Below are 21,877 nucleotides of genomic sequence, written 5' to 3'. Positions count from 1 at the left end.
CACGGCGCATGAGCGAGAATCGACACCGGAAACACCGTGTTTCCGGTGTCGACTTGTGTTCGGGAGGCTGAGCAGCAGTGCGGATTCGGCGCGTGATCACCACGCGGGAGGGCGGGAGTTCCCGGCCGCCCTTCGACTCCTTCAACCTGGGCGGCCGGGTCGGTGACGACCCCGCGGCCCTGGCGGCGAACCAGCGCAAGCTGGCCGACGGCATCGGCCTGCCCGAAGAGCGTCTGGTGTGGATGGAGCAGATCCACGGGCGCACCGCGACCAACGTCGACGGGCCGCAGCCGGTGCCGGTGGAGGCGACCGATGCGCTGGTGACCGCCGAGCCGAAGCTGGCGCTGATCGCCCTCACCGCGGACTGCGTGCCGGTGCTGCTCGGCGACCCGGAGACCGGCGTGGTCTCGGCGGTGCACGCCGGCCGGGTCGGCGCGCGCGTTGGAGTGCTCGTCGCGGCGCTGAAGGCGATGCAGGAGGCGGGCGCGCGACTGGACCGCATCGAGGCGCTGCTCGGCCCGGCGGCCTGCGGCGAGTGCTACGAGGTGCCTGCGGAGATGCAGGCCGACGTCGAGAAACACCTGCCGGGGAGCGCGTGCAAGACCCGCAAGGGCACCGCCGGGCTCGACCTGCGCGCGGGGCTCTGGGAGCAGCTGGCCGCGGCCGGGATCGCCAAGATCGGCGTCGATCCCCGCTGCACCATGGAATCCCCGGAGCTCTACAGCCATCGCCGCGACAACGGCCGCACCGGCCGGTTCGCCGCGGTGATCTGGGCCGAGCCGGAGGAGACCGAGTGAGCGAGGAGTTGCGGCGGGCTGAGCTGGCGGAGTCGCTGCGGGAGGTCCGCGACCGGGTCGACCGCGCCTGCCGCGCGGCGGGGCGCGAGCCCGACGAGGTCGGGCTGCTCGCGGTGACGAAGACCTTCCCGGCGTCGGACGTGGCGCTGCTGGCCGATCTCGGGCTGACCGAGTTCGCCGAGAACCGGGAGCAGGAGGCGCGCGGGAAGGTCGCCGAGTTCGCCGCGCTGCGGCCGGCGGCGGAGGCGCACTGGCACATGGTCGGGCAGCTGCAGCGGAACAAGGCCCGGGCCGTGGTCCGCTGGGCCGACGTGGTCGAGTCGGTGGACAGCGAGCGGCTCGTCGAGGCGCTGGGCCGGGCCACCGCGAACGCCCTGGACTCGGGGGAGCGGGAGCGGCCGCTGGACGTCCTCGTGCAGGTGGGCCTGGACGAGGCGACCGGGCGCGGCGGCTGCCGTCCGGAGGACGTGCCGGCGCTGGCCGATATGATCACGCGTACGAGTGGACTTAGGCTGCGCGGCGTGATGGCCGTCGCCCCGTTGGGTGGCGAACCCGATGTGGCTTTTGCCACACTTTCCAAGATCTCCGAGCGCTTGCGCCGTGATCACCCCGAAGCTGGCGAAGTGTCGGCGGGGATGTCCGGCGACCTGGAAAGTGCCGTTGCCCACGGCTCGACCCGGGTGCGTGTCGGAACCGCGCTGCTCGGTGGGCGGCGGTTAACCTCGCCATAGCCGTGAACAGGGGGGTCGAGGGCCGGCCGCCTCGTGCTCGGTGCTAAGGAGTCGCAGAGGAAGGGCATGCCGATGAGCGCTTTGCACAAGTTGAAGGCCTACTTCGGCATGGTCCCGGCCGACGAGGTGGACGACTACGACGACGAGCCCGGCTATCGCGATCGGTACTCCGACGCCGATCGCGATGCCTACGACGGCCCGTCGGAACGGGTCGGTGCGCGTCGCCGGGTCGGCACCCGCGGCGGCTACCAGGCAGAGGCCGAGGCGGAAGCGGACAGCTTCGTCGAGGAGTACCGCGAGCCCGCGGCGCGACCCCGGCGGCAGTGGGCACCGGAAGCGCCGGTGCGCAGCGTGGCACCGGCCGACCCGCCGCGGGAGTCCGTCTCCCGGCTGCGGGCGGTCACCGACACGGGCACCCAGTTCAACTTGAGCAAGATCACAACGCTGCACCCGCGCAGCTACAGCGAGGCCCGCACGATCGGCGAGCAGTACCGCGACGGCACGCCGGTGATCATGAACCTGACCGAGATGGAGGAGGCCGACGCCAAGCGCCTGGTCGACTTCGCCGCAGGTCTGGCGTTCGCGTTGCGGGGCTCGATCGAGAAGGTCACCAACCGCGTGTTCTTGCTCTCACCGCCGAATGTGGACGTCGCGGCGGAGGACAAGCGGCGGCTGGCCGAGGGTGCCTTTTTCAACTACGGGTGAGTGGTGGCACAGTTGAAGCGTGAACCCGGTGCAGATCGTCCTGTTTTACGTTCTGTTCTTCTTCTGGCTGCTGCTCACGGCCCGTATCGTGATCGAACTCGTTCGAGTGTTCGCTCGCGATTGGCGGCCCGTCGGAGGGGTTGCAATCGCGTTGGAGAGCATCTACACAGTGACCGACCCACCCGTAAAGTTGGTGCGTCGGGTGATTCCGACGGTCCGGATCGGCGGCGTCGGACTGGACCTATCGATTATGGTGCTGCTGCTGGTCGTGTTCATACTGATGCGACTGGTGCAGCCCGGGTGACGGGGAACCCGGGCTACCCGCAGCCGAGGAGTGCGTGAGGTGATCTTGTGGGCCTGACCCCCGCCGACGTGCATAACGTCGCGTTTAGCAAACCTCCGATCGGTAAGCGGGGCTACAACGAGGACGAGGTGGACGCATTCCTCGACCTGGTTGAAGCCGAGCTTGCCCGGCTGGTGGAGGAGAACAACGACCTGCGCAGCCAGGTGGAGCAGCTGGAGTCCCAGCTGCAGACCGCGCAGGTCGACTTGGACGACGCGCGCAGCCAGGCCGCGTCGGTTCCCTCGACCCCGGCCGCCCCACCGGAGGAACCGCGCCGGCTTACCCCGGTCCCGGCGCCGACCGCCGCCGAGCAGACGTCCCCGGGCGGTGACCACCACGTGCAGGCCGCCAAGGTGCTGGGCCTCGCACAGGAGATGGCCGACCGGCTGACCGGTGAGGCCAAGGCCGAGGCCGACGGCATGTTGTCCGAGGCGCGGACGAAGTCCGAGCAGCTGCTGTCCGAAGCGCGCTCGAAGTCCGACAGCATGGTCAACGAGTCCCGGACCCGTGCCGAGACGATGCTCAACGACGCCCGCACGCGGGCCGAGACGCTGGAGCGGCAAGCCCGCGACAAGGCGGCGAGCCTGGAGCGCGACGCGCAGCGCAAGCACGCCGAGGTGATGGGCAACATCACGTCGGAGAAGAACGCCCTCGAGAAGAAGATCGAGACCCTGCGCACGTTCGAGCGCGAGTACCGCACTCGACTGCAGACCTACCTGGAGTCGCAGCTTCGCGAACTGCAGGACCGGGGCTCGGCCGCGCCTGCGGACAGCAGCGGCAGCCGGTCGTCCGGTCAGCAGGCCAGCTACAGCTTCGGGGCGCGTGCAGCCGAAGCCGGCTGAGCGAGTTCGTCCGCATCGGCGGCGACGGGCTGAACCGCCCGTCGCCGCTGACGTGCATCGGGGGCGTTCGGCGAGGGGCGTGAGGTCGCGTGCTGTTGGTCGTGCTGCTGCTGGTCCTGGTGGCCGGCGGTGTTCTGGCCGGGGCGGTCGCCGCGGGCGAACCGGATCTGGCGTGGCTGTCGGTGCTGATCAGCGTCGTCGGCGTGGCGCTGCTGGTCGCCGATCGGCGGCGCCGGGCCGGGCCGCGCGAGCGGCCGCCGGCGGAGCCCGCGCCGGTCGACGGCAAGGAGCCGGGCGAGGAGCGCAGCAACGCCGCGGAAGCGGCGGATCCGGGCGCCGAGGTGCTAGTGCTCGACGAGCGGCCGCGCTACCACGTGCGCACCTGCGAGTGGCTCGGTGATCGGAAGAGCCTCGCGCTGCCGCTGCGCGAGGCCCGGGAGCTCGGCTTCACGCCGTGCGCCCGCTGCGCGCCGAACGCGACGCTGGCCGCCGAGGTCCGCCGCGCGTAGTGCGGTTTCAATTGAAACCGCGCGCCGGTGAAAACCGGTGGCGGGCGCCCGGTACGCTGGAAAGACCAGGGCAGTGATCCGGCCATCACCGGGGAGCCTCCGGAAGAACGGGTGCCCGGCCAGGGCGCCTCAGTAGAACCGGACGGGTCCAGCCCGTCACAGCTGGCAACGAGTGGTCGTCGGCGTCCGCCGACGGCAAGCGGGGTGGTACCGCGGATCTCGTGCGGGCATGCGCGCGAGGTGTCGTCCCCGTGTGGGCACCGAAGTTTCGGTGACCGTGCGGCGGAAACGACACACCGCGAGGAGCACAACCGCGATGGCTTATCCCAAGGTTCAGTTCGGCGACGCCGGTGAGCACGGCGTGGCGGCCCAGCCCGTGTTCCCCGAGATCGAGCGCCAGGTGCTGGATTTCTGGGCCGACGACAAGACCTTCCGGGCCTCGGTGCAGGCCCGCGAGGCCGGCGCCAACGGCGCCAACGAGTTCGTCTTCTACGACGGGCCGCCGTTCGCCAACGGGCTGCCGCACTACGGGCACCTGCTGACCGGCTACGTCAAGGACGTGGTGCCGCGCTACCAGACCATGCGCGGCCGCCGGGTGGAGCGCCGGTTCGGCTGGGACTGCCACGGGCTGCCCGCCGAGGTGGAGGCGGAGAAGCAGCTCGGCATCACGTCGAAGTCCGAGATCGAGCAGATGGGCGTCGCCGCGTTCAACGACGCGTGCCAGGCCTCGGTGCTGCGCTACACCGCCGAGTGGGAGGACTACGTCACCCGGCAGGCCCGGTGGGTGGACTTCGACAACGACTACAAGACGCTCGACCTGGACTACATGGAAAGCGTCATGTGGGCCTTCAAGACCCTGTGGGACAAGGGTCTGGTCTACGAGGGCTTCCGGGTGCTCTGGTACTGCTGGCGGTGCGAGACGCCGCTGTCCAACACCGAGACCCGGATGGACGACACCTACCGCCAGCGGCAGGACCCGGCGGTGACCGTGGGCCTGCGGCTCGACGCGCCCGGCAAGCCCTTCGACGGCGCGCTGGCGCTGGTGTGGACGACGACGCCGTGGACGCTGCCGTCGAACCTGGCCGCCGCGGTGCACCCCGAGGTCGACTACGTGGTCGTCGCGCCGGGCGGCGGCACCGAGCGGTACGTGCTGGCCGAGGCGCGGCTCGGCGCGTACGCGCGCGAGCTGGGCGAGGACGTCGCCGAGCACGTGGTGGCGCGGTTCAAGGGCGCCGAGCTGCTCGGCACGAAGTACGCCCCGCCGTTCGACTTCTTCGTCGGCCGGGAGAACGCGCACCAGGTGCTGGCGGCCGACTACGTCACGACCGAGGACGGCACCGGGCTGGTGCACATCGCCCCGGCCTTCGGTGAAGAGGACAAGGTCGTCACCGACGCCGCGAACATCGAGCCGGTGGTCCCGGTCGACGCGCACGGCAAGTTCACCGGCGAGGTCCCGCCGTACGAGGGTCTGCAGGTCTTCGAGGCCAACAAGCAGATCATCCGCGACCTCAAGGAAAAGGGTCTGCTGCTGCGGCACGAGACCTACGACCACCCGTACCCGCACTGCTGGCGCTGCGACAACGCGCTGATCCAGCGGGCGGTGTCGTCCTGGTTCGTGGCGGTCAGCCAGTTCAAGGACCGGATGGTCGAGCTGAACCGGCAGATCAACTGGGTGCCGGGGCACATCCGGGACGGCCAGTTCGGCAAGTGGCTGGAGAACGCCCGCGACTGGAACATCTCCCGCAACCGGTACTGGGGTTCGCCGATCCCGGTGTGGGTCTCCGACGACCCGGCCTACCCGCGCACCGACGTCTACGGCTCGCTGGACGAGCTGGAGCGCGACTTCGGGGTGCGGCCGGCGAACCTGCACCGCCCGGAGATCGACGACCTGACCCGGCCGAACCCGGACGACCCGACCGGGAAGTCGACGATGCGCCGGGTGCCGGAGGTGCTGGACTGCTGGTTCGAGTCCGGCTCGATGCCGTTCGCCCAGGTGCACTACCCGTTCGAGAACTCGGAGTGGTTCGAGCACCACTACCCGGGCGACTTCATCGTCGAGTACAACGGCCAGACCCGCGGCTGGTTCTACCTGCTGCACGTGCTGGCGACGGCGCTGTTCGACCGGCCGGCGTTCACCAACGTGCTGGCGCACGGCATCGTGCTCGGCGACGACGGCCTGAAGATGTCGAAGTCCAAGCGCAACTACCCGGACGTCAACGAGGTCTTCGACCGCGACGGCTCCGACGCGATGCGCTGGTTCCTGATGGCCAGCCCGATCCTGCGCGGCGGCGACCTGGTGGTCACCGAGCGCGGCATCCGGGACGCGGTGCGCCAGGCGGTGCTGCCGCTGTGGAACTCCTGGTACTTCCTGGCGCTGTACGCCAACGCCGAGGGCGTCTCCGGCGAGTCCAAGGTGGACAGCGAGCACGTGCTGGACCGGTACATCCTGGCAAAGACGCACGAGCTGGTCGGCGACGTGCAGTCCGCAATGGACTCGTTCGACCTCGCCGGCGCCTGCTCGGACGTGCGGGACTTCCTGGAAGTGCTGACCAACTGGTACGTGCGCCGGTCCCGCGACCGCTTCTGGGCGGGTGACCGGGACGCGATCAACACGCTGCACACCGTGCTGGAGGTGACCAGCCGGGTGGTGGCGCCGATGCTGCCGCTGACCGCGGAGGCGGTCTGGCGCGGGCTGACCGGCGGCCGCTCGGTGCACCTGGCGGACTGGCCGCTGGTCGACGAGCTGCCCGCGGACGCCGCGCTGGTGACCGCGATGGACGAGGTGCGCCAGGTGTGCTCGTCGGTGTCGAGGCTGCGCAAGTCCAACAACCTCCGGGTGCGGTTGCCGCTGGCCAAGCTCGTGGTCGCCACCCCGGACGCGGAGGCGCTGCGGCCCTTCGCGGACCTGATCCGCGACGAGGTCAACGTCAAGGACCTGGAGCTGAGCACCGACGTCGCCGCGCACGGTCACTTCGAGATCGCGGTGAACGCGCGGGCCGCCGGTCCGCGGCTGGGCCGCGACGTGCAGAAGGTGATCAAGGCGGTGAAGTCGGGCGAATGGCAGCGCACCGGCGGCACCGTGGTCGCGGCCGGCATCGAGCTGCAGGAGAACGAGTTCGACGAGCGGCTGGTCTCCACTGACCCCGGCGCGGCATCGGCGCTGCCCGGCGGCAAGGGCCTGGTGGTGCTGGACACCGAGGTGACCCCGGAGCTGGCGGCCGAAGGCCTGGCCCGCGACGTGGTCCGCGTCGTCCAGCAGGCCCGCAAGGAGGCGGACTTCCAGGTCTCCGACCGGATCGCGGTGGCGATCTCGGCCCCGGCCGAGGTCCTGTCGGCCGTCGCCGAGCACCGCGAGTTCATCGCGGCCGAAACGCTGGCGAACGCGGTCGAGTCCGGCGACGTGGCGGACGGCTTCACCGGCACCGCCGGTGAGGGCACCGAGATCAAGATCGGCGTCACCAAGGCCTGATCCCGCGAGGTCAAGGGCGCTTTCCGCCGGATTTCCCGGCGGGAAGCGCCCTTCGCGCTTCCGGGATCGGTGTGACCAAGGCCGCTCCCACGATCCGGGATCGCTGTTGTCCGGTGCCGCAGCGGTTTTCTAAGGTCCGTAGTCGAAGGTCATGAGTGCCAGCGTCAAGCCCCGGCTTGCTGGCCGGCAACCCTCCAACCGCGGTGGGGTGCCCCGGGTGAGGACCTGGCCGGTCGTGCAGGGCGATCCGGCAAGCGCGGACCCCTCCTGGGCGGGTCCGATGAGGCCCCCGAGGAGGCCGTCATGTCTTCTGCCGTCATCGACATCCCGAAGCAGTCCGATGTGGACTACCGGATCCCCGCTGTCGTCGGCCGCTCGCTGCAGGTCCCGCTGGTCACCGGCGAGCACATCGGATACGCGAACCTCGATCACGGGGCGAGCGCGCCTTGTCTGGAGCCGGTGCAGTCGGCGGTGAACGAGCTGCTGCCCTGGTACGCGAGCGTGCACCGCGGCGCCGGGTTCGCCTCCCAGGTGTGCACCCGGGTCTACGAGGGCGCCCGGGACAAGCTCCGGGCCTTCGTCGGCGCCCGGCGCACCGACTCGGTGATCTTCACGCGCAACACCACCGACGCCCTGAACCTGCTGGGGCGGGCGCTGCCGCGCGGCACCTCAGTCGTCGTCTTCGACACCGAGCACCACGCCGCGCTGCTGCCCTGGTCCGGCCCGCGGGTGCGCCGGCTGCCCGCGCCGGAGACCCCGGCGGACGCGGTCGCCGCGCTCGACGCGGCGCTGGCCGAATGCCCGGAGGGGCCGCGGCTGGCGGTGATCACGGGCGCCTCCAACGTCACCGGCGAGGTGTGGCCGGTCGCCGAGCTGGCGAAGGCAGCGCGGCGGCGCGGGGCGCGCACCGTGCTGGACGCCGCGCAGCTCGCGCCGCACCGGCCGGTGCGGATCGGTGAGCTCGACGTCGACTACGTCGCGATCTCCGGGCACAAGCTCTACGCGCCGTTCGGCGCGGGCGCGCTGATCGGCCGCGCGGACTGGCTCAACGCCGCCGAGCCGTACCTGGCGGGCGGCGGCGCGACCCGGCTGGTGCAGGAGCGGTCGGTCAGCTGGACGACCGGGCCGGAGCGGCACGAGGCCGGTTCGCCGAACACCGTCGGGGTGCACGCGCTGGCCAAGGCCTGCGAGACCCTCGCGGCGAACTGGCCGGACGTCGTCGAGCACGAGGAGACGCTGCTGCGCCGGCTGCGGGCCGGGCTGCGCGGCGTGCCGGGGCTGCGCGAGCTCCGGTTGTTCGACGCCGATCATGACCGGGTCGGCGTGGTGAGCTTCACCATCGACGGGCAGGACCCCGGCCTGCTGGCCGCGGCGCTTTCCGCGGAGCACGGCATCGGCGTCCGCGACGGCCTGTTCTGCGCGCACGTGGCCACGCGTCGGCTGCTCTCGCGGGCGGGCTCGGCCGCCGACCGCGCGGTGCGCGTCAGCGTCGGGCTGGGCACGACGGCGGAGCACATCGACCGCCTGGTGAACGCGTTGCGGCGGCTGGTGGCAGTGGGTCCGGTCTGGCGGTACGAGCAGGTCGACGGCCGCTGGGCGCCGGTCAACGACCCGCGCCCGCTGCCGGACTTCCTCGGCTGACCGCTCCGCACCGCGGAACCGGACTTCCATTCGTCCCGATTTTGCCTAAAATCGGGAGCTTCCCGCACCGGGCCGGGTCTCCCGATTTTGCCTAAAATTGGGAATCTTCGTGGCGGGGCGCAACGATCGGGGCTTCCGGTTTTGCCTAAAATCGGGCGGTTCCCCGCGTCGGGGTTCAGCGATTCGGTACTGCCGTGATGCGCCCGTCCAGGTTCAGGGACAATGGCCGGTGTGAGCACCGAGCAGTCCTCCCCGAGGGAGTCCTCAGCAGAGCCGGCGGGCACCGAGCCGACCGCCGCGGAACAGGCACCCGAGACGCAAGCCGAGGCGGCGGAGTCGCCCAAGCGCGCCTCCGGGAAGCTGCTCGGGTTGCTGGGCGGGGTCGCCGTGGTGGCCCTGGCCATCGACATCCTCACCAAGGTCGCCGTGGTGGCCAACCTGGAGGGCAAGCAGCCGGTCGAGTTGTTCGGCGGCCTGCTCTACCTCGACGTGCTGCGCAACCCCGGTGCCGCGTTCTCGCTGGCCACCGGGATGACCTGGCTGCTCGCGCTGCTCGCCATCGCGGTCGTCGGCGTGATCATCTGGCTGGCGCCGAAGCTGCGCTCGCCGGGCTGGGCGGTGGGACTCGGCCTGGTGCTCGGCGGCGCCTGCGGCAACCTGGTCGACCGGATCTTCCGCGCCCCCGGACCGCTGCAGGGGCACGTGGTCGACTTCCTGTCGGTGTTCGCGCCGGGCGGCGCGGTGTGGCCGGTGTTCAACGTCGCCGACTCCTGCATCGTCTGCGGCGGCATCCTGGTCGTGCTGATGTCGCTGCTGGGTCGCGACTACGACGGCACGGTGCACCGCAAGAAGAAGGCAGCGCAGTCGTGAGCGATCTCCGAACGCTGCCGGTTCCCGATGGGCTGGACGGCATGCGGGTCGACGCGGGCCTGTCGAAGCTGCTCGGCCTGTCCCGCAGCGCCGTCGCCTCGCTGGCCGAGTCCGGTGACGTGCTCGTCGACGGCAACCCGGCGGGCAAGTCGGACCGGCTGGCCGCCGGGGCCTGGCTGGAGGTGACGCTGCCGCCGGCGCAGCAGCCGCTGCAGGTCGTCGCGGTGCCGGTGGACGGGCTCAGGATCCTGCACCAGGACGACGACATCGTCGTGGTCGACAAGCCGATCGGCGTCGCCGTGCACCCGAGCCCGGGCTGGGAGGGGCCGACCGTGGTCGGCGGGCTCGCCGCCGCGGGCGTGCGCATCGCGACGTCCGGAGCCTCCGAGCGGCAGGGCGTCGTGCACCGCCTCGACGCGGGCACCACGGGTGTGATGGTCGTTGCCAAGAGCGAGCACGCGTACTCGGTGCTCAAGCGCGCGTTCAAGGAACGCACCGTGGACAAGCGGTACCACGCCGTGGTGCAGGGGCATCCGGACCCGAGCCGCGGCACCATCGACGCGCCGATCGACCGGCATCCGCGCCACGACTACAAGTTCGCGGTCGTCACCGGCGGCAAGCCCAGCGTCACCCACTACGAGATGGTGGAGGCGTTCCGCGCGGCGTCGCTGGTGGACGTGAAGCTGGAAACCGGGCGCACGCACCAGATCCGGGTGCACTTCTCGGCGATCAAGCACCCCTGCGTCGGCGACCTGACCTACGGCGCGGACCCGGTGCTGGCCCGGCGACTCGCTATTACCAGGCAGTGGTTGCACGCGCGCAGCCTCTCCTTCGAGCACCCGTCCGGCGGCTGGGTCACGTTCGAAAGCGAATACCCCGGCGACCTGCAGCACGCGCTGGACGAGCTCCGCGGTCAGGACGGCTGAGCCGGGTACGGTGGCGGACAAGCCTGTGAACGAGCAAGGGGGCTTGATGGCACAGTCGAGGTCGTTCGATGGGTCGGATGCACCGACGCCGCCCAGCGGCATACCGGTGTTCGACGCCGGAGCCGACGCGGACACGCCGCCGGCCGGTTTCACCAGCCTCGGCGACGTGATCAGCGCGGAGGACGTGGGGAAGGCGGCGCCGTCGGTGCTCGGCGCTCCGGAACCGAACCAGGCGGGGAGCGAAGCGGGGGACTGGCCGACGCTGGAGTACCGCAGCCGCAACAAGCCGGAGCGCCCCAAGCGCAGCAACCCGCTGAACATCTTCCGCCGCGGCAAGGAGTCATGAGCCGGCGCCTCACAGCGCCTTGAGCTCTTCGACCACTTCTCGTACCGAGGCCTTGGCGTCGCCGAAGAGCATCGTCGTCTTCGGGTCGGTGTAGAGCGGGTTGTCCACGCCCGCGAAGCCCGCCCGCATCGAGCGCTTCAGGACGACGATCGCCTTCGCCTGGTCGACGTTGAGGATCGGCATGCCGTAGATCGGCGAGTTCGGGTCGGTGCGGGCCGCCGGATTGGTGACGTCGTTGGCGCCGATCACCAGCGCGACGTCCGCCCGGGCGAACTCGTCGTTGATCTCGTCCATCTCCTTGAGCTGCTCGTAGGGCACGTCGGCCTCGGCGAGCAGCACGTTCATGTGGCCGGGCATCCGGCCCGCCACCGGGTGGATCGCGTAGTCGACGGCAACCCCGTTGTCCGCCAACAACTTCGCCATGTCCTGCACCGCGTGCTGGGCCTGCGCGACCGCCATGCCGTAGCCGGGCACGACGATCACCTGCCCGGCGTAGGCCAGCTGGATCGCCACGTCGGCCGCGCTGACCGAGCGCACCGTGCCGTCGGTCGCCGCCGGGGCCGCGGCCGCGCCGCCGCCGAAACCGCCGGCCACGATCGACGGGATCGACCGGTTCATCGCCTTGGCCATCTGGTCGGTGAGGATCGAGCCGGACGCGCCGACCAGCATGCCCGCCACGATCATCGCGGTGTTGCCCAGCGCCAGCCCGGCCGCGGCCGCCGACAGCCCGGTGAACGCGTTGAGCAGCGACACCACCACCGGCATGTCGGCCCCGCCGATCGGCAGCACCACCGCGATCCCGGCCAGCCCGGCCAGCACCAGCACGGCCACGATCAGCGGTTCGGCGGTGCCGCCGAGGCCGATCGCCACGGCGCAGCCGATCGCCCCGGCCAGCAGCAGCACGTTCAGCGGCATCTGCAGCCGGCCGACGGTGATCGGGCGGCCCGGCACGATCTCCTGCAGCTTGCCGAAGGCGACGAGCGAGCCCCAGAACGAGATCGAGCCGACGATCGCCGCGAACAGCGTCGAGATCGCCACGTTCGCCGGCTCGCCCTGGAACCCGGTGGTCTCCCGGAACTCCACCCACGCGGTGAGCGCCACCGCGCCGCCGCCGACGCCGTTGAACAGCGCGACCATCTGCGGCATCGCGGTCATCTTCACCCGCCGCGCGGCGGGCACGCCGATGACCGTGCCGAGCACCAGCCCCAGCACGATCAGCCACCAGTTGCCCAGGCCCGGGGTGAGCAGCGTGGCGACGACGGCGACCGCCATGCCCGCCGCCGCGGTCGCGTTGCCGCGGACCGCGGTGCGCGGGCCGGTCAGCCCCATCAGGCCATGGATGAACAGCGCGAACGCCAGGATGTAGAGCACCGAGCGCAGGGTGATCACTTGTCGGCACCCTTCCGCATCGGCTCCGGCTTCCGCTTGAACATGCCCAGCATCCGGTCGGTGACAAGGAATCCGCCGACGACGTTGATGGTGCCGAACACGATGGCCACCAGCGCCAGCAGCTGCGAACCGAGGTCCTCCACCCCGGACCCCAGCACGAGCACGCCGCCGAGCAGCACGATGCCGTGGATGGCGTTGGTGCCGGACATCAGCGGGGTGTGCAGCGTGTTCGGCACCTTCGAGATCACCGCGAAGCCGACGAACCCCGCCAGCACCAGGACCGCGAGATCGGCCAGGAACATCGCCCCTCCTCCTGTTCGCCTAAGGAAGCTCGTTGACGCTCATGCCGGGTCCGGACAGGTGATGCAGGCGGCGGCGAGGACCTCGTCGGTGAGGTCGGGCGCGAGGCGGCCGTCGACGAGCATCAGTTCCAGGAGCGCCTGGACGTTGCGGGCGTAGAGCTCGCTGGCGTGCTCCGGCATGGTCGCCGGGAGGTTCAGCGGCGCCGCGATGGTGATCTCGTGGCCGACCACGGTTCGCCCCGGCTCGCTGAGCTCGCAGTTGCCGCCCGTCGCGCCCGCCAGGTCGACGATCACGCTGCCCGGCCGCATCCGGCGCACCGCCTCCGCCGGGACCAGCTGCGGGGCCGGCCGGCCCGGCACCAGGGCGGTGGTGATCACCACGTCGAAACCGGCGATGGCCGAATTGAGCCGGTGGGTCTGCTCGGCGCGCTCGTCGGCGGTCAGCTCCCGGGCGTAGCCGCCCTCGCCGACCGCCGAAACGCCCAGGTCCAGCCACTTGGCGCCCACCGAGCGCACCTGGTCGGCGACCTCCGGTCGCACGTCGTAACCGGTGGTGCGGGCGCCGAGCCGCTTCGCGGTCGCCAGTGCCTGCAGACCGGCCACCCCGACGCCGAGCACCAGCACCGACGCGGGCTTCACGGTGCCCGCCGCAGTGGTCAGCATCGGGAAGAACCGGGTGCATTCGCTCGCCGCCAGCAGCACCGCCCGGTAGCCCGCGACGTTGGCCTGCGAGGACAGCGCGTCCATCGACTGGGCCCGGGAGATGCGCGGCACCGACTCCAGCGCGAAGCCCCGCACCCCGGCGGCCCGCAGCCGGTCGGCGATGTCCGGATCGGTCAGCGGCGCCAGGAACCCGATCAGCGCCGACCCGGGCGACAGCCGGGCGATCTCCGCCTCGGTCGGCGCGTTCACCTTGACCACGACGTCGGCGGACCACGGATCGCCGATGCTCGCGCCTGCCTTGGCGAACGCCTCGTCCGGGATCAGCGCGGCCTGCCCGGCACCGGCCTCGACCACGACGGCGAGGCCCTGCGCGCACAACCGCTCCGCCACGCCCGGGACGAGCGCGACCCGCCGTTCACCGGGCACCGTCTCGCGCGGCACACCGACGCTGGTGCGACCGCTCTCCGGAGAGGTCATGACTCCAGCTCGTCACACCGCGGCGCAAACCGCAAGAGCACCCGCCCGTTCGCCCCGGCAGATCACCAGGACAGACGTACTGATGGACGGGAGTTCTGGCATTCACCGGATTTGCGGCCCCGATGAACGGGAACGCGGCGAGGAGCTCAGAGGTCGGTGATGTCCCACATGAGGGTGCGCTGCTCGTCGCCGGGGCGGGGCGTCCAGCGGACCTTGGTGAGCTCCGTGTTCTCCGGCAGCACGTACACCGTGTGGCCGCCCGCGGTTTCGCCCGGCTGCACGCCGATGCGGTGCGGTGGGCGGGAGGACAGCGACACCGGCGCCTTCGACACCGCCCCGCCGTCCTCGGTGATCAGCTCCAGGTACAGGTCGGGCAGCGAGGCGAACGGCGTCGCCCCGCGGTTGGTCAGTTCGGTGTGCACGACGACCGCGCGCTCGCCGTCCTGCAGCTCGTAGCCCGCCGCGGTGAACAGGAAGTCGGCCGGGTCCACGACCTCCACGAGCAGGATCGTGATCCGCTCGCCCTCCAGGCCCTCGACGTCGAGCTTGCTGCCGACCTTGCCGGTGCGCACCGGCTGCTGCTGCGGCGCGGGCTGGGCGCCCGGCCACTGCTGGTCGCCGCGGGCCCAGGCGGCCGATCCCGGCGGCCCCCACACGTTCATCGGGTTCGGCGGCGCGGGCTGCTGCTGGAAGGACGTCGCCGGCGGGCCGGCCGGGACGAACGGCTGCGGGCCGCTCGGGCCGCCGTACGGCGCCGGGTAGCCGCCGGTGGGCATCGGGTAGCCGCCGGTGGGCTGCGGGTAGGAGCCGGACGGCTGCACCTGGTGGCCGCCGCTGGCCTGCCCCTGCACCTGGTACGGCCCGCTGGCCATGTTCTGCTGCGCGGCCCAGTGCTGGGCGGCCGCGACCGCGTTGCGGATGGCCTGGGGGTCGCACTCGACGCCGACGATCAGCGGCAGGCCGGTCGTGGAGAGGGCAGCAAGGCGTGCGGCGACGTCGCGCACGTCCATGCCGAGCCGACCGGCGATCTCGGGAACCGCCGCACGGCCCATCTCGGCGACGACGCTCAGCAGACGCACGTCCACGGGATCAGGGCCAGCCACGTCGTGCCACGCTACCCGCTCACCCCGACCCAAGCGTAAACGGCATGTGCTTTTGATCCGGACTTCGCGACCGGGCGGCCGGGTGGCGGGGCGGCTCACACCCCGCCCGCGTGGAAACACCGCGCAACGCCGGGGGAATCTCCGGCCGAGTCGGGGCCGGGAGTTAGGCTGGCACCTCTCCCCGAAGCCCGCCGAAGGAGGACTTTCCCGTGCCTGTCGACCCCTTCGTTCACCTCCATGTGCACACCGAGTACTCGATGCTCGACGGTGCGGCGAAGGTGGGGGCGTTGTTCGCCGAAGCCGAACGGCTGGGCATGCCCGCGGTGGGGATGACCGACCACGGCAACATGTTCGGCGCGGACGAGTTCTACCAGCAGGCGCGCAAGACCGGCATCAAGCCGATCATCGGGATCGAGGCGTACCTCGCGCCCGGCAGCCGGTTCCACAAGAAGCCGGTGTTCTGGGGCGAGGCCAAGCAGCGCGGCACCGACGAGTTCGGTGAGGGCGGTGACGTCTCGGGTGCGGGTGCCTACACGCACATGACGATGGTGGCGCGCAACGCGACCGGCCTGCGCAACCTGTTCACGCTGTCCAGCCGCGCGAGCTTCGAGGGCATGTACCGCAAGCCGCGGATGGACAAGGAGCTGATCTCGGAGTTCTCCGAGGGCATCATCGCCACGACGGGTTGCCCGTCCGGTGAGGTGCAGACCCGGCTGCGGCTGCGGCAGTTCGACGAGGCGCTGCGGGCGGCGGCGGAGTACCAGGAGATCTTCGGCAAGGACTACTTCTTCCTGGAGCTGATGGACCACGGGCTGCCGATCGAGCGGTCGGTGCGCCAGGGGCTGCTGGAGATCTCCAAGAAGCTGGGCATCCCGCCGCTGGCGACCAACGACAGCCACTACGTCACGGTCGACCAGGCCGAGTCGCATGGCGCGTTGCTGTGCGTGCAGTCGGGCAAGACGCTCAGCGATGAGTCGCGGTTCAAGTTCGACGGCGACGGCTACTACCTGAAGTCCGCGGCGGAGATGCGGGAGTACTGGGACAAGGAGGTCCCGGGCGCGGCGGACAGCACGCTGCTGATCGCGGAGATGGTCGAGTCCTACGAGGAGGTCTGGTCCTTCCAGGACCGGATGCCGCGCGTCACCGATGGCACCGGCCGCAGCGAGCGCGAGCTGCTGGAGGCCGAGGTCGAGCAGTACCTGCCGACTCGGTACCCGGACGGGGCGACGCAGGAGTGCCTGGACCGGATCAAGGTCGAGCTGGACGTGCTCGACACCAAGGGCTACTGCGCGTACTTCCTGGTCGTGGGCGACCTCACGCGGTGGGCCAAGTCGCAGGGCATCCACGTCGGGCCGGGCCGTGGCTCGGCGGCGGGTTCGCTGCTGGCCTACATCCTGCACATCACGAACCTGGACCCGCTGGAGCACGGGCTGATCTTCGAGCGGTTCCTGAACCCGGAGCGCGACTCCCCGCCGGACATCGACCTCGACTTCGACGACCGCCGCCGCGACGAGGTGCTGCAGTACGCGATCAACAAGTACGGCCGCGACAAGGTGGCGCAGGTCATCACCTTCGGCAAGATCAAGACGAAGGCGGCGATCAAGGACTCCGCGCGGGTGCACCACGGCCAGCCCGGGTTCGCCATCGCGGACAAGATCTCCAAGGCGCTGCCGCCGCCGATCGCGGCCAAGGACATCCCGCTGTCGGGCATCGTCGACCCGCAGCACGAGCGCTACGCCGAGGCCGCCGAGGTCCGCAGCCTGATCGAGACCGATCCGTCGGTGTCGCAGATCTTCGACACCGCGCGCGGCCTGGAGGGCCTGATCCGCAACGCCGGCGTGCACGCCTGCGCGGTGATCCTCTCCTCGCAGCCGCTGCTGGGCACGGTGCCGCTGTGGGCGCGCGACGACGGCTCGATCATCACCGGCTGGGACTACCCGTCGTGCGAGGCCATCGGCCTGCTGAAGATGGACTTCCTGGGCCTGTCGAACCTCACGATCCTCGGTGACTCGCTGCGGATGGTGAAGGAGAACCACGACCGCGACATCGACCTGTCCAACCTGGGGCTGGACGACAAGACCACCTACGAGATGCTCGCCCGCGGGGAAAGCCTGGGAGTGTTCCAGTTCGAAGGTGGCGGCATGCGGGAGCTGCTCAAACGCCTGCAGCCGACCGAGTTCGGCGACCTGGTGGCGGCCAACGCGCTGTACCGGCCGGGCCCGATGGACGTCAACGCGCACCTCGACTACGCGGACCGCAAGAACGGCCGCAAGGAGATCGAGCCGATCCACCCCGATCTCGAAGAGGACCTGCGCGACATCCTCGACGAGACCTACGGCCTGATCGTCTACCAAGAGCAGATCATGGCGATCGCGCAGAAGGTGGCGGGCTACAGCCTCGGCCGAGCGGACATCCTGCGCCGCGCGATGGGCAAGAAGAAGAAGTCGGTCCTGGACCAGGAATTCGAGGGTTTCCAGGCCGGCATGCAGGCGAACGGCTATCGCGACGAGGCCATCACCAAGCTCTGGGAGACGGTGCTGCCGTTCGCCGGCTACGCGTTCAACAAGTCGCACGCGGCCGGTTACGCCCTGGTGGCGTACTGGACGGCGTACCTGAAGGCCAACTACCCGGCCGAGTACATGGCCGGGCTGCTGACCTCCAACGGCGACAACAAGGACAAGATGGCGATCTACCTCGCCGAATGCCGCCGGATGGGCGTCAAGGTCCTGTCGCCGGACGTCAACGACTCGAAGGACACCTTCGCCGCCGTCGGCTCCGACATCCGCTTCGGGATGAGCGCGATCCGCAACGTCGGGTCCAACGTGGTGGCGTCGATCGTCAAGTCCCGCGACGAGAAGGGCCGCTACACCTCGTTCACCGACTTCCTGGACAAGTCGGAGATCCTGGCCTGCAACAAGCGGGTCATCGAGTCGCTGATCAAGGCGGGCGCGTTCGACTCGCTGGGGCACACCCGGATGTCGCTGGTGCAGCACCACGAGGCCGCGGTGGACGCGGTGATCGGGCTGAAGCGGCAGCAGGCGATGGGCCAGTTCGACCTGTTCGGCGCGGATTCCTCGGAGGACAGCGCGGACGCCTCGCCGCTGGCGCACCTGGTGTTCACCTCGGAGGAGTGGCCGCGCAAGCAGCTGCTGTCCTACGAGCGGGAGATGCTGGGCCTGTACGTCTCGGCGCATCCGCTGGACGGGGCGGAGCGGCTGCTCGCGCCCTACCAGGACACCGGCATCGCCCACCTCGTCGGCGGTGAGCGGGAGTTCGGCGGCGGCAAGGAGCAGCTCAAGATCGCCGGCATGATCTCGGGCATCCAGCGCCGCATCAACAAGAACGGGCACCCGTGGGCGATCGTCACGCTGGAGGACCTGGACGCCAGCGTGGAGGTGCTGTTCTTCCCGAAGTCCTACGAGATGTTCTCCGACTGCCTGGTGGAGGACACCGCGCTGGCGGTCAAGGGCCGCATCAACGAGCGGGAGGGCACGATCAGCGTGTTCGCCTCGGATGCGGTGCCGGTGGACATCTCGGCGGCGGAGACCGACCCGGGCACCGACCCGGCGTTCGTGATCAAGGTGCCGGTGGGCCGGGTCGACCAGTCGCTGGTGGCGGAGCTGAAGCGGACGCTGCAGGCGCACTCGGGCACCACGCCGGTGCAGCTGAAGCTGCAGAGCCCGCGCGGCACGACCCGCCTGGCGTTGTCCAGCGACTACTTCGTGTCCACCGAGAACGGTCTGCAGGGCGAGCTGAAGGGCCTGCTCGGCGCGGGCTGCTTCGAGGCGTACTGACGCGTAGAACCTGGTTCCAGGCTTGTTTTGCGTGACGGTGCGGGTGGCGGAACCTCAGGTGCCTTCTCGCTGTGGGATCCCCGACTCATGAATGACCAATTCACCACGTCGGGGCTGTCCTCGCGAGAAGACCCCTGAGAACCCGCGGCGGTGCGAGCCGCGAGGGTGGGCTAAGCGGCTGCGCCGCTTCACAGACAACAACCCGCCCTATCGCACCTCACAACGCCCTGTCCCGGTGCTCAGCTGTCGCGGAGGCGGCTGATCAGGCCCGCGAGCATGGCGATCTGGCCGGGCGACTCGCCCGGGATCACGTGCTCGTCGCGGGAGTGCGGCCCGGCGCCGACCGCGCCGAGCCCGTCGAGGACCGGCTTTCCCAGTGCCGACACGAAGTTCGCGTCGCTCACCCCGCCCACGGCGGTGCCCTCCAGGTCCCGGCCGATGTCCTGCGCGGCGGCGCGGGCGGCGTCGAACAGCCGCTCCGACGGCGGGTTCGGGTTCATCGGCGGCCGGTTCCAGTCGCCGGTGATGTCGAACTTGATCCGGTCGTCAGTGACCGCCAGCGCGGCGAAACCCGCGTCGATCCGGGCCGTCTCGGCCGGGTCCTGGATGCGGATGTCGATCTCGCAGGTCGCGCGGCCGGCCACCACGTTGCGGCCGGTGCCGCCGGTGATCAGGCCGATGTTGATGGTGGTGCCGCGCTCCGGCGTGGCCAGGGCGGTGATCTGCGGGACGAGCTCGGTGATGGCGTTGATCGCGCTCGCGCCGGCCGTCGGATCGAGCCCGGCGTGCGCTTCGACGCCGGAGACCGTCAGGTCGAACATGCCCAGGCCCTTGCGGCGGATCTTGGCCATGCCCTCCCGGCTGGGCTCCAGCACCAGGGTCGCGGTGGCCTCGGCGCAGGCCCGCTCGATGTGCGGGCGGGACGCGATGCTGCCGATCTCCTCGTCGCCGGTGAGCAGGAACCGCACCGCCGGGTGCGGGATCTCCAGCTCGCGCAGCAGGCGCAGCGCCCACACGCCGTGGACGATGCCGAGCTTCATGTCCAGGCAGCCCGGCGCGGTGATCCGGTCGCCTTCGACGGTGAACGGCCAGTCCGCCAGGGTCCCGATCGGCCACACCGTGTCGTAGTGGCACAGCAGCAGGGCGGTTCCGGCCGTGGTGCCGGGGAAGGTGATGTCGAGGACGTCACCGCGGTCGCCGCAGTCGTGCCGGGTCCGCGCGGCCGGCTCGCCCAGCCGCTCGGCGAGCCAGTCCGCGATGTCGGCGAGCCCGGCGTCCAGCGCGGCCTTGTCGTTGCTGGGGGTCTCGTGCTCGACCAGCCGGCGAAGGTCGTCGATCACCTCGGGAAGGTCGCGCTCGGCCGCACCGGTCAATGCCGTCGCACTGCTCACTCGTCGTCACCTCTCTGCTCGTGCTTGCGTGTTCATCGCACCGGGGCGCCCGGGCCCAGCGGCACGCCGAGTGCCCACCACGCGATGAAGAACAGGGTCCAGCCGACCAGCACCGCGAAGGAGATCGGGATGGTCAGCGACATGAGCGTGCCGATCCCGGCCTCCTTGCGGTACCGCTGCAGCAGGCCGAGCGCCATCGCGAAGTACGGGCTCATCGGGCTGATCAGGTTCGTCGCGGAGTCCGCGATGCGGAACACCGCCTGCGTCGTCTCCGGCGACACGCTGAGCAGCATGAACATCGGCACCAGGATCGGGCCGACCAGCGCCCACTGCGCCGAGCCGCTGGTGATCACCAGGTTGATGCAGGTGACGAGCGCGATCAGGCCGAGGAACAGCACGAGCGGGTGCACGTTCGCCGCCTGCAGCAGCGCCGCGCCGTGGATGGCGATGATCTCGCCGATGTGCGTCCACTTGAAGTAGGCCAGGAACTGCGAGGCGGCGAAGAACAGCACCACCACGGGCGCCAGGTCGACCACGCCCTTGGCCATCGCGCCGGGGATCTCGGCGGCGCGGCCGATCGATCCGGTGCTGCGGCCGTAGACCGCGCCGGTGAGCAGGAAGGCGAAGCCCAGGACGTAGGCGACCCCGGTGATGATCGGCGAGCCGAGGACGTCGCCGTCCTCGCCGCGGAACGGCGAGCCGCTGGGCACCAGCACCGCCACCAGCACCGCGACGAGGGCCAGCAGCGTCAGCCCGGCGTTGCGCAGGCCCCGGCGCTCGGCGGCGGTCAGCCGCATCTCGCCGAGCTGCTGGTCCGGGGCGCCGTCGCCGTCGGCGGCCATCCCGGCGGTGCGCTTGGCGAGCACGAGCTCGGTGACCAGGGTGATCACGAACGCGAGGAAGATCGCCGAGCCGATCGAGAAGTAGTAGTTGGCCAGCGGCGTGACGGTGTAGTTCGGGTCGATGAGGTGGGCGGCCGTGGTGGTCAGCCCGGCCAGGATCGCGTCGGTGGGCGTCAGCAGCAGCGAGGCGTTGTAGCCGGCCGAGATCGAACCGAACGCCACCACCAAGCCGAGGACCGGGCTCCGGCCGACGGCCTTGAACACCATCGCGCCCAGCGGGATCAGCACCACGTAGGCGGCGTCGGAGGCCACGCTGCCGCTGATCCCGGCCAGCGCCACGACGAACGTCAGGTACTTGGCCGGGACGCGGGTGACGCTGCCGCGCAGCATCGCGCTGAGCAGGCCGCTTTGCTCGGCGACGGAAACGCCCAGCATCACCACGATGATCAGCGCCAGCGGCGGGAAGGCCGCGAAGTTGTCGACCGCGTCGCCGATGATCGCCTGCACGCCTTCGGCCGACAGCAGGCTCTTCACCTGGATCGTCTTGCCGTCCACGGGGGACACGGCGGAGACGCCGATGGCGCTGAGCACCGCGCTGAGCGCGATGACGAGGCCGGCCATCATGGTGAACAGCCAGAACGGGTGTGGCAGCTTGTTCCCCAGGCGTTCGACGCCTTGCAGGAATCGCAGCAGCAAGGACATCGAGCGCGTGCTCCGCGCGTCCCCGGTGGTGGTCA

Annotated in this window: 18 protein-coding genes and 1 riboswitch; of the genes, 12 read left to right on the top strand and 6 right to left on the bottom strand. The window is 70.7% G+C overall.

Going from position 1 to position 21,877, the window contains the following annotated elements:
* Positions 1–92 precede the first annotated feature (92 nt).
* The 11 genes from pgeF to AC07EQ_RS12290 all read left to right on the top strand — a co-directional run bounded on the left by pgeF (position 93) and on the right by AC07EQ_RS12290 (position 11,179).
* Complete coding sequence (gene pgeF / locus AC07EQ_RS12340) at positions 93–797, top strand: peptidoglycan editing factor PgeF (RefSeq protein ID WP_478388068.1); 705 nt, start codon at positions 93–95, stop codon at positions 795–797.
* Complete coding sequence (locus AC07EQ_RS12335; protein WP_478388067.1) at positions 794–1,528, top strand: YggS family pyridoxal phosphate-dependent enzyme; 735 nt, start codon at positions 794–796, stop codon at positions 1,526–1,528. The genes pgeF and AC07EQ_RS12335 overlap by 4 nt, the downstream gene beginning before the upstream one ends.
* Positions 1,529–1,600: 72 nt before the next feature.
* Positions 1,601–2,233, top strand: a complete 633-nt coding sequence (locus tag AC07EQ_RS12330) for a cell division protein SepF (protein ID WP_478388066.1) — start codon at positions 1,601–1,603, stop codon at positions 2,231–2,233.
* 19 nt (positions 2,234–2,252) lie between these two features.
* Positions 2,253–2,537 (top strand): YggT family protein, encoded by a 285-nt coding sequence (locus tag AC07EQ_RS12325; RefSeq protein WP_093160639.1) that lies wholly within the window; start codon positions 2,253–2,255, stop codon positions 2,535–2,537.
* A gap of 47 nt (positions 2,538–2,584) precedes the next feature.
* Positions 2,585–3,418, top strand: coding sequence for a DivIVA-like cell division protein Wag31 (gene wag31 / locus AC07EQ_RS12320; protein WP_358576575.1), 834 nt, complete (start codon positions 2,585–2,587; stop codon positions 3,416–3,418).
* An 89-nt stretch (positions 3,419–3,507) separates the two neighbouring features.
* Complete coding sequence (locus tag AC07EQ_RS12315; RefSeq protein WP_478388065.1) at positions 3,508–3,927, top strand: hypothetical protein; 420 nt, start codon at positions 3,508–3,510, stop codon at positions 3,925–3,927.
* Positions 3,928–4,243: 316 nt separating this feature from the next.
* Entirely contained in the window at positions 4,244–7,396 is a 3,153-nt protein-coding gene (gene ileS, locus AC07EQ_RS12310) for an isoleucine--tRNA ligase (protein ID WP_478388064.1), read from the top strand.
* Positions 7,397–7,543: 147 nt separating this feature from the next.
* Positions 7,544–7,659: riboswitch (SAM riboswitch) on the top strand.
* Positions 7,660–7,699: 40 nt separating this feature from the next.
* Positions 7,700–9,037, top strand: coding sequence for an aminotransferase class V-fold PLP-dependent enzyme (locus AC07EQ_RS12305; RefSeq protein ID WP_478388063.1), 1,338 nt, complete (start codon positions 7,700–7,702; stop codon positions 9,035–9,037).
* A gap of 222 nt (positions 9,038–9,259) precedes the next feature.
* Positions 9,260–9,907: a signal peptidase II gene (gene lspA / locus AC07EQ_RS12300; protein ID WP_478388062.1), complete on the top strand. Its 648-nt coding sequence runs from the start codon at positions 9,260–9,262 to the stop codon at positions 9,905–9,907.
* Positions 9,908–9,948: 41 nt separating this feature from the next.
* On the top strand, positions 9,949–10,833 hold the full coding sequence (locus tag AC07EQ_RS12295; protein WP_478388250.1) for an RluA family pseudouridine synthase: 885 nt from the start codon (positions 9,949–9,951) through the stop codon (positions 10,831–10,833).
* 46 nt (positions 10,834–10,879) lie between these two features.
* Entirely contained in the window at positions 10,880–11,179 is a 300-nt protein-coding gene (locus AC07EQ_RS12290) for a hypothetical protein (RefSeq protein ID WP_478388061.1), read from the top strand.
* A gap of 9 nt (positions 11,180–11,188) precedes the next feature.
* Here AC07EQ_RS12290 and AC07EQ_RS12285 read toward each other — a convergent pair whose 3' ends face one another.
* The 4 genes from AC07EQ_RS12285 to AC07EQ_RS12270 all read right to left on the bottom strand — a co-directional run bounded on the left by AC07EQ_RS12285 (position 11,189) and on the right by AC07EQ_RS12270 (position 15,113).
* Positions 11,189–12,568 (bottom strand): NAD(P)(+) transhydrogenase (Re/Si-specific) subunit beta, encoded by a 1,380-nt coding sequence (locus AC07EQ_RS12285; protein WP_478388060.1) that lies wholly within the window; start codon positions 12,566–12,568, stop codon positions 11,189–11,191.
* Positions 12,565–12,870: an NAD(P) transhydrogenase subunit alpha part 2 gene (locus AC07EQ_RS12280; protein ID WP_478388059.1), complete on the bottom strand. Its 306-nt coding sequence runs from the start codon at positions 12,868–12,870 to the stop codon at positions 12,565–12,567. The genes AC07EQ_RS12285 and AC07EQ_RS12280 overlap by 4 nt, the downstream gene beginning before the upstream one ends.
* Before the next feature lie 39 nt (positions 12,871–12,909).
* Positions 12,910–14,010, bottom strand: coding sequence for a Re/Si-specific NAD(P)(+) transhydrogenase subunit alpha (locus AC07EQ_RS12275; protein WP_478388058.1), 1,101 nt, complete (start codon positions 14,008–14,010; stop codon positions 12,910–12,912).
* Positions 14,011–14,156: 146 nt separating this feature from the next.
* Positions 14,157–15,113, bottom strand: a complete 957-nt coding sequence (locus AC07EQ_RS12270; RefSeq protein WP_478388057.1) for an AsnC family protein — start codon at positions 15,111–15,113, stop codon at positions 14,157–14,159.
* 209 nt (positions 15,114–15,322) lie between these two features.
* Here AC07EQ_RS12270 and dnaE point away from each other — a divergent pair, with 209 nt between their 5' ends.
* The gene (gene dnaE / locus AC07EQ_RS12265; RefSeq protein WP_478388056.1) at positions 15,323–18,907 is read left to right on the top strand and encodes a DNA polymerase III subunit alpha; all 3,585 of its coding nucleotides are present in this window, start codon (positions 15,323–15,325) and stop codon (positions 18,905–18,907) included.
* A 239-nt stretch (positions 18,908–19,146) separates the two neighbouring features.
* Here the strand turns inward: dnaE and AC07EQ_RS12260 are convergent, their stop codons facing one another.
* Entirely contained in the window at positions 19,147–20,298 is a 1,152-nt protein-coding gene (locus tag AC07EQ_RS12260) for a M20/M25/M40 family metallo-hydrolase (protein WP_478388055.1), read from the bottom strand.
* Positions 20,299–20,330: 32 nt separating this feature from the next.
* The gene (locus tag AC07EQ_RS12255; RefSeq protein WP_478388249.1) at positions 20,331–21,842 is read right to left on the bottom strand and encodes an AbgT family transporter; all 1,512 of its coding nucleotides are present in this window, start codon (positions 21,840–21,842) and stop codon (positions 20,331–20,333) included.
* Positions 21,843–21,877: the final 35 nt, after the last annotated feature.

The organism is Saccharopolyspora sp. NPDC045839 (assembly GCF_056431645.1).
The sequence above is the reverse complement of the archived record's forward strand: the minus strand, read 5'-3'. Positions and strand labels throughout refer to the sequence as shown.

Excerpts from the sequence above, each read along its gene's own strand:
- AC07EQ_RS12330 (WP_478388066.1), top strand. The coding sequence starts at position 1,601 with ATGAGCGCTTTGCACAAGTTGAAGGCCTACTTCGGCATGGTCCCGGCC.
- ileS (WP_478388064.1), top strand. The coding sequence starts at position 4,244 with ATGGCTTATCCCAAGGTTCAGTTCGGCGACGCCGGTGAGCACGGCGTG.
- AC07EQ_RS12305 (WP_478388063.1), top strand. The coding sequence starts at position 7,700 with ATGTCTTCTGCCGTCATCGACATCCCGAAGCAGTCCGATGTGGACTAC.
- lspA (WP_478388062.1), top strand. The coding sequence starts at position 9,260 with ATGGCCGGTGTGAGCACCGAGCAGTCCTCCCCGAGGGAGTCCTCAGCA.
- AC07EQ_RS12295 (WP_478388250.1), top strand. The coding sequence starts at position 9,949 with ATGCGGGTCGACGCGGGCCTGTCGAAGCTGCTCGGCCTGTCCCGCAGC.
- AC07EQ_RS12290 (WP_478388061.1), top strand. The coding sequence starts at position 10,880 with ATGGCACAGTCGAGGTCGTTCGATGGGTCGGATGCACCGACGCCGCCC.
- AC07EQ_RS12280 (WP_478388059.1), bottom strand. The coding sequence starts at position 12,870 with ATGTTCCTGGCCGATCTCGCGGTCCTGGTGCTGGCGGGGTTCGTCGGC.
- AC07EQ_RS12275 (WP_478388058.1), bottom strand. The coding sequence starts at position 14,010 with ATGACCTCTCCGGAGAGCGGTCGCACCAGCGTCGGTGTGCCGCGCGAG.
- AC07EQ_RS12255 (WP_478388249.1), bottom strand. The coding sequence starts at position 21,842 with ATGTCCTTGCTGCTGCGATTCCTGCAAGGCGTCGAACGCCTGGGGAAC.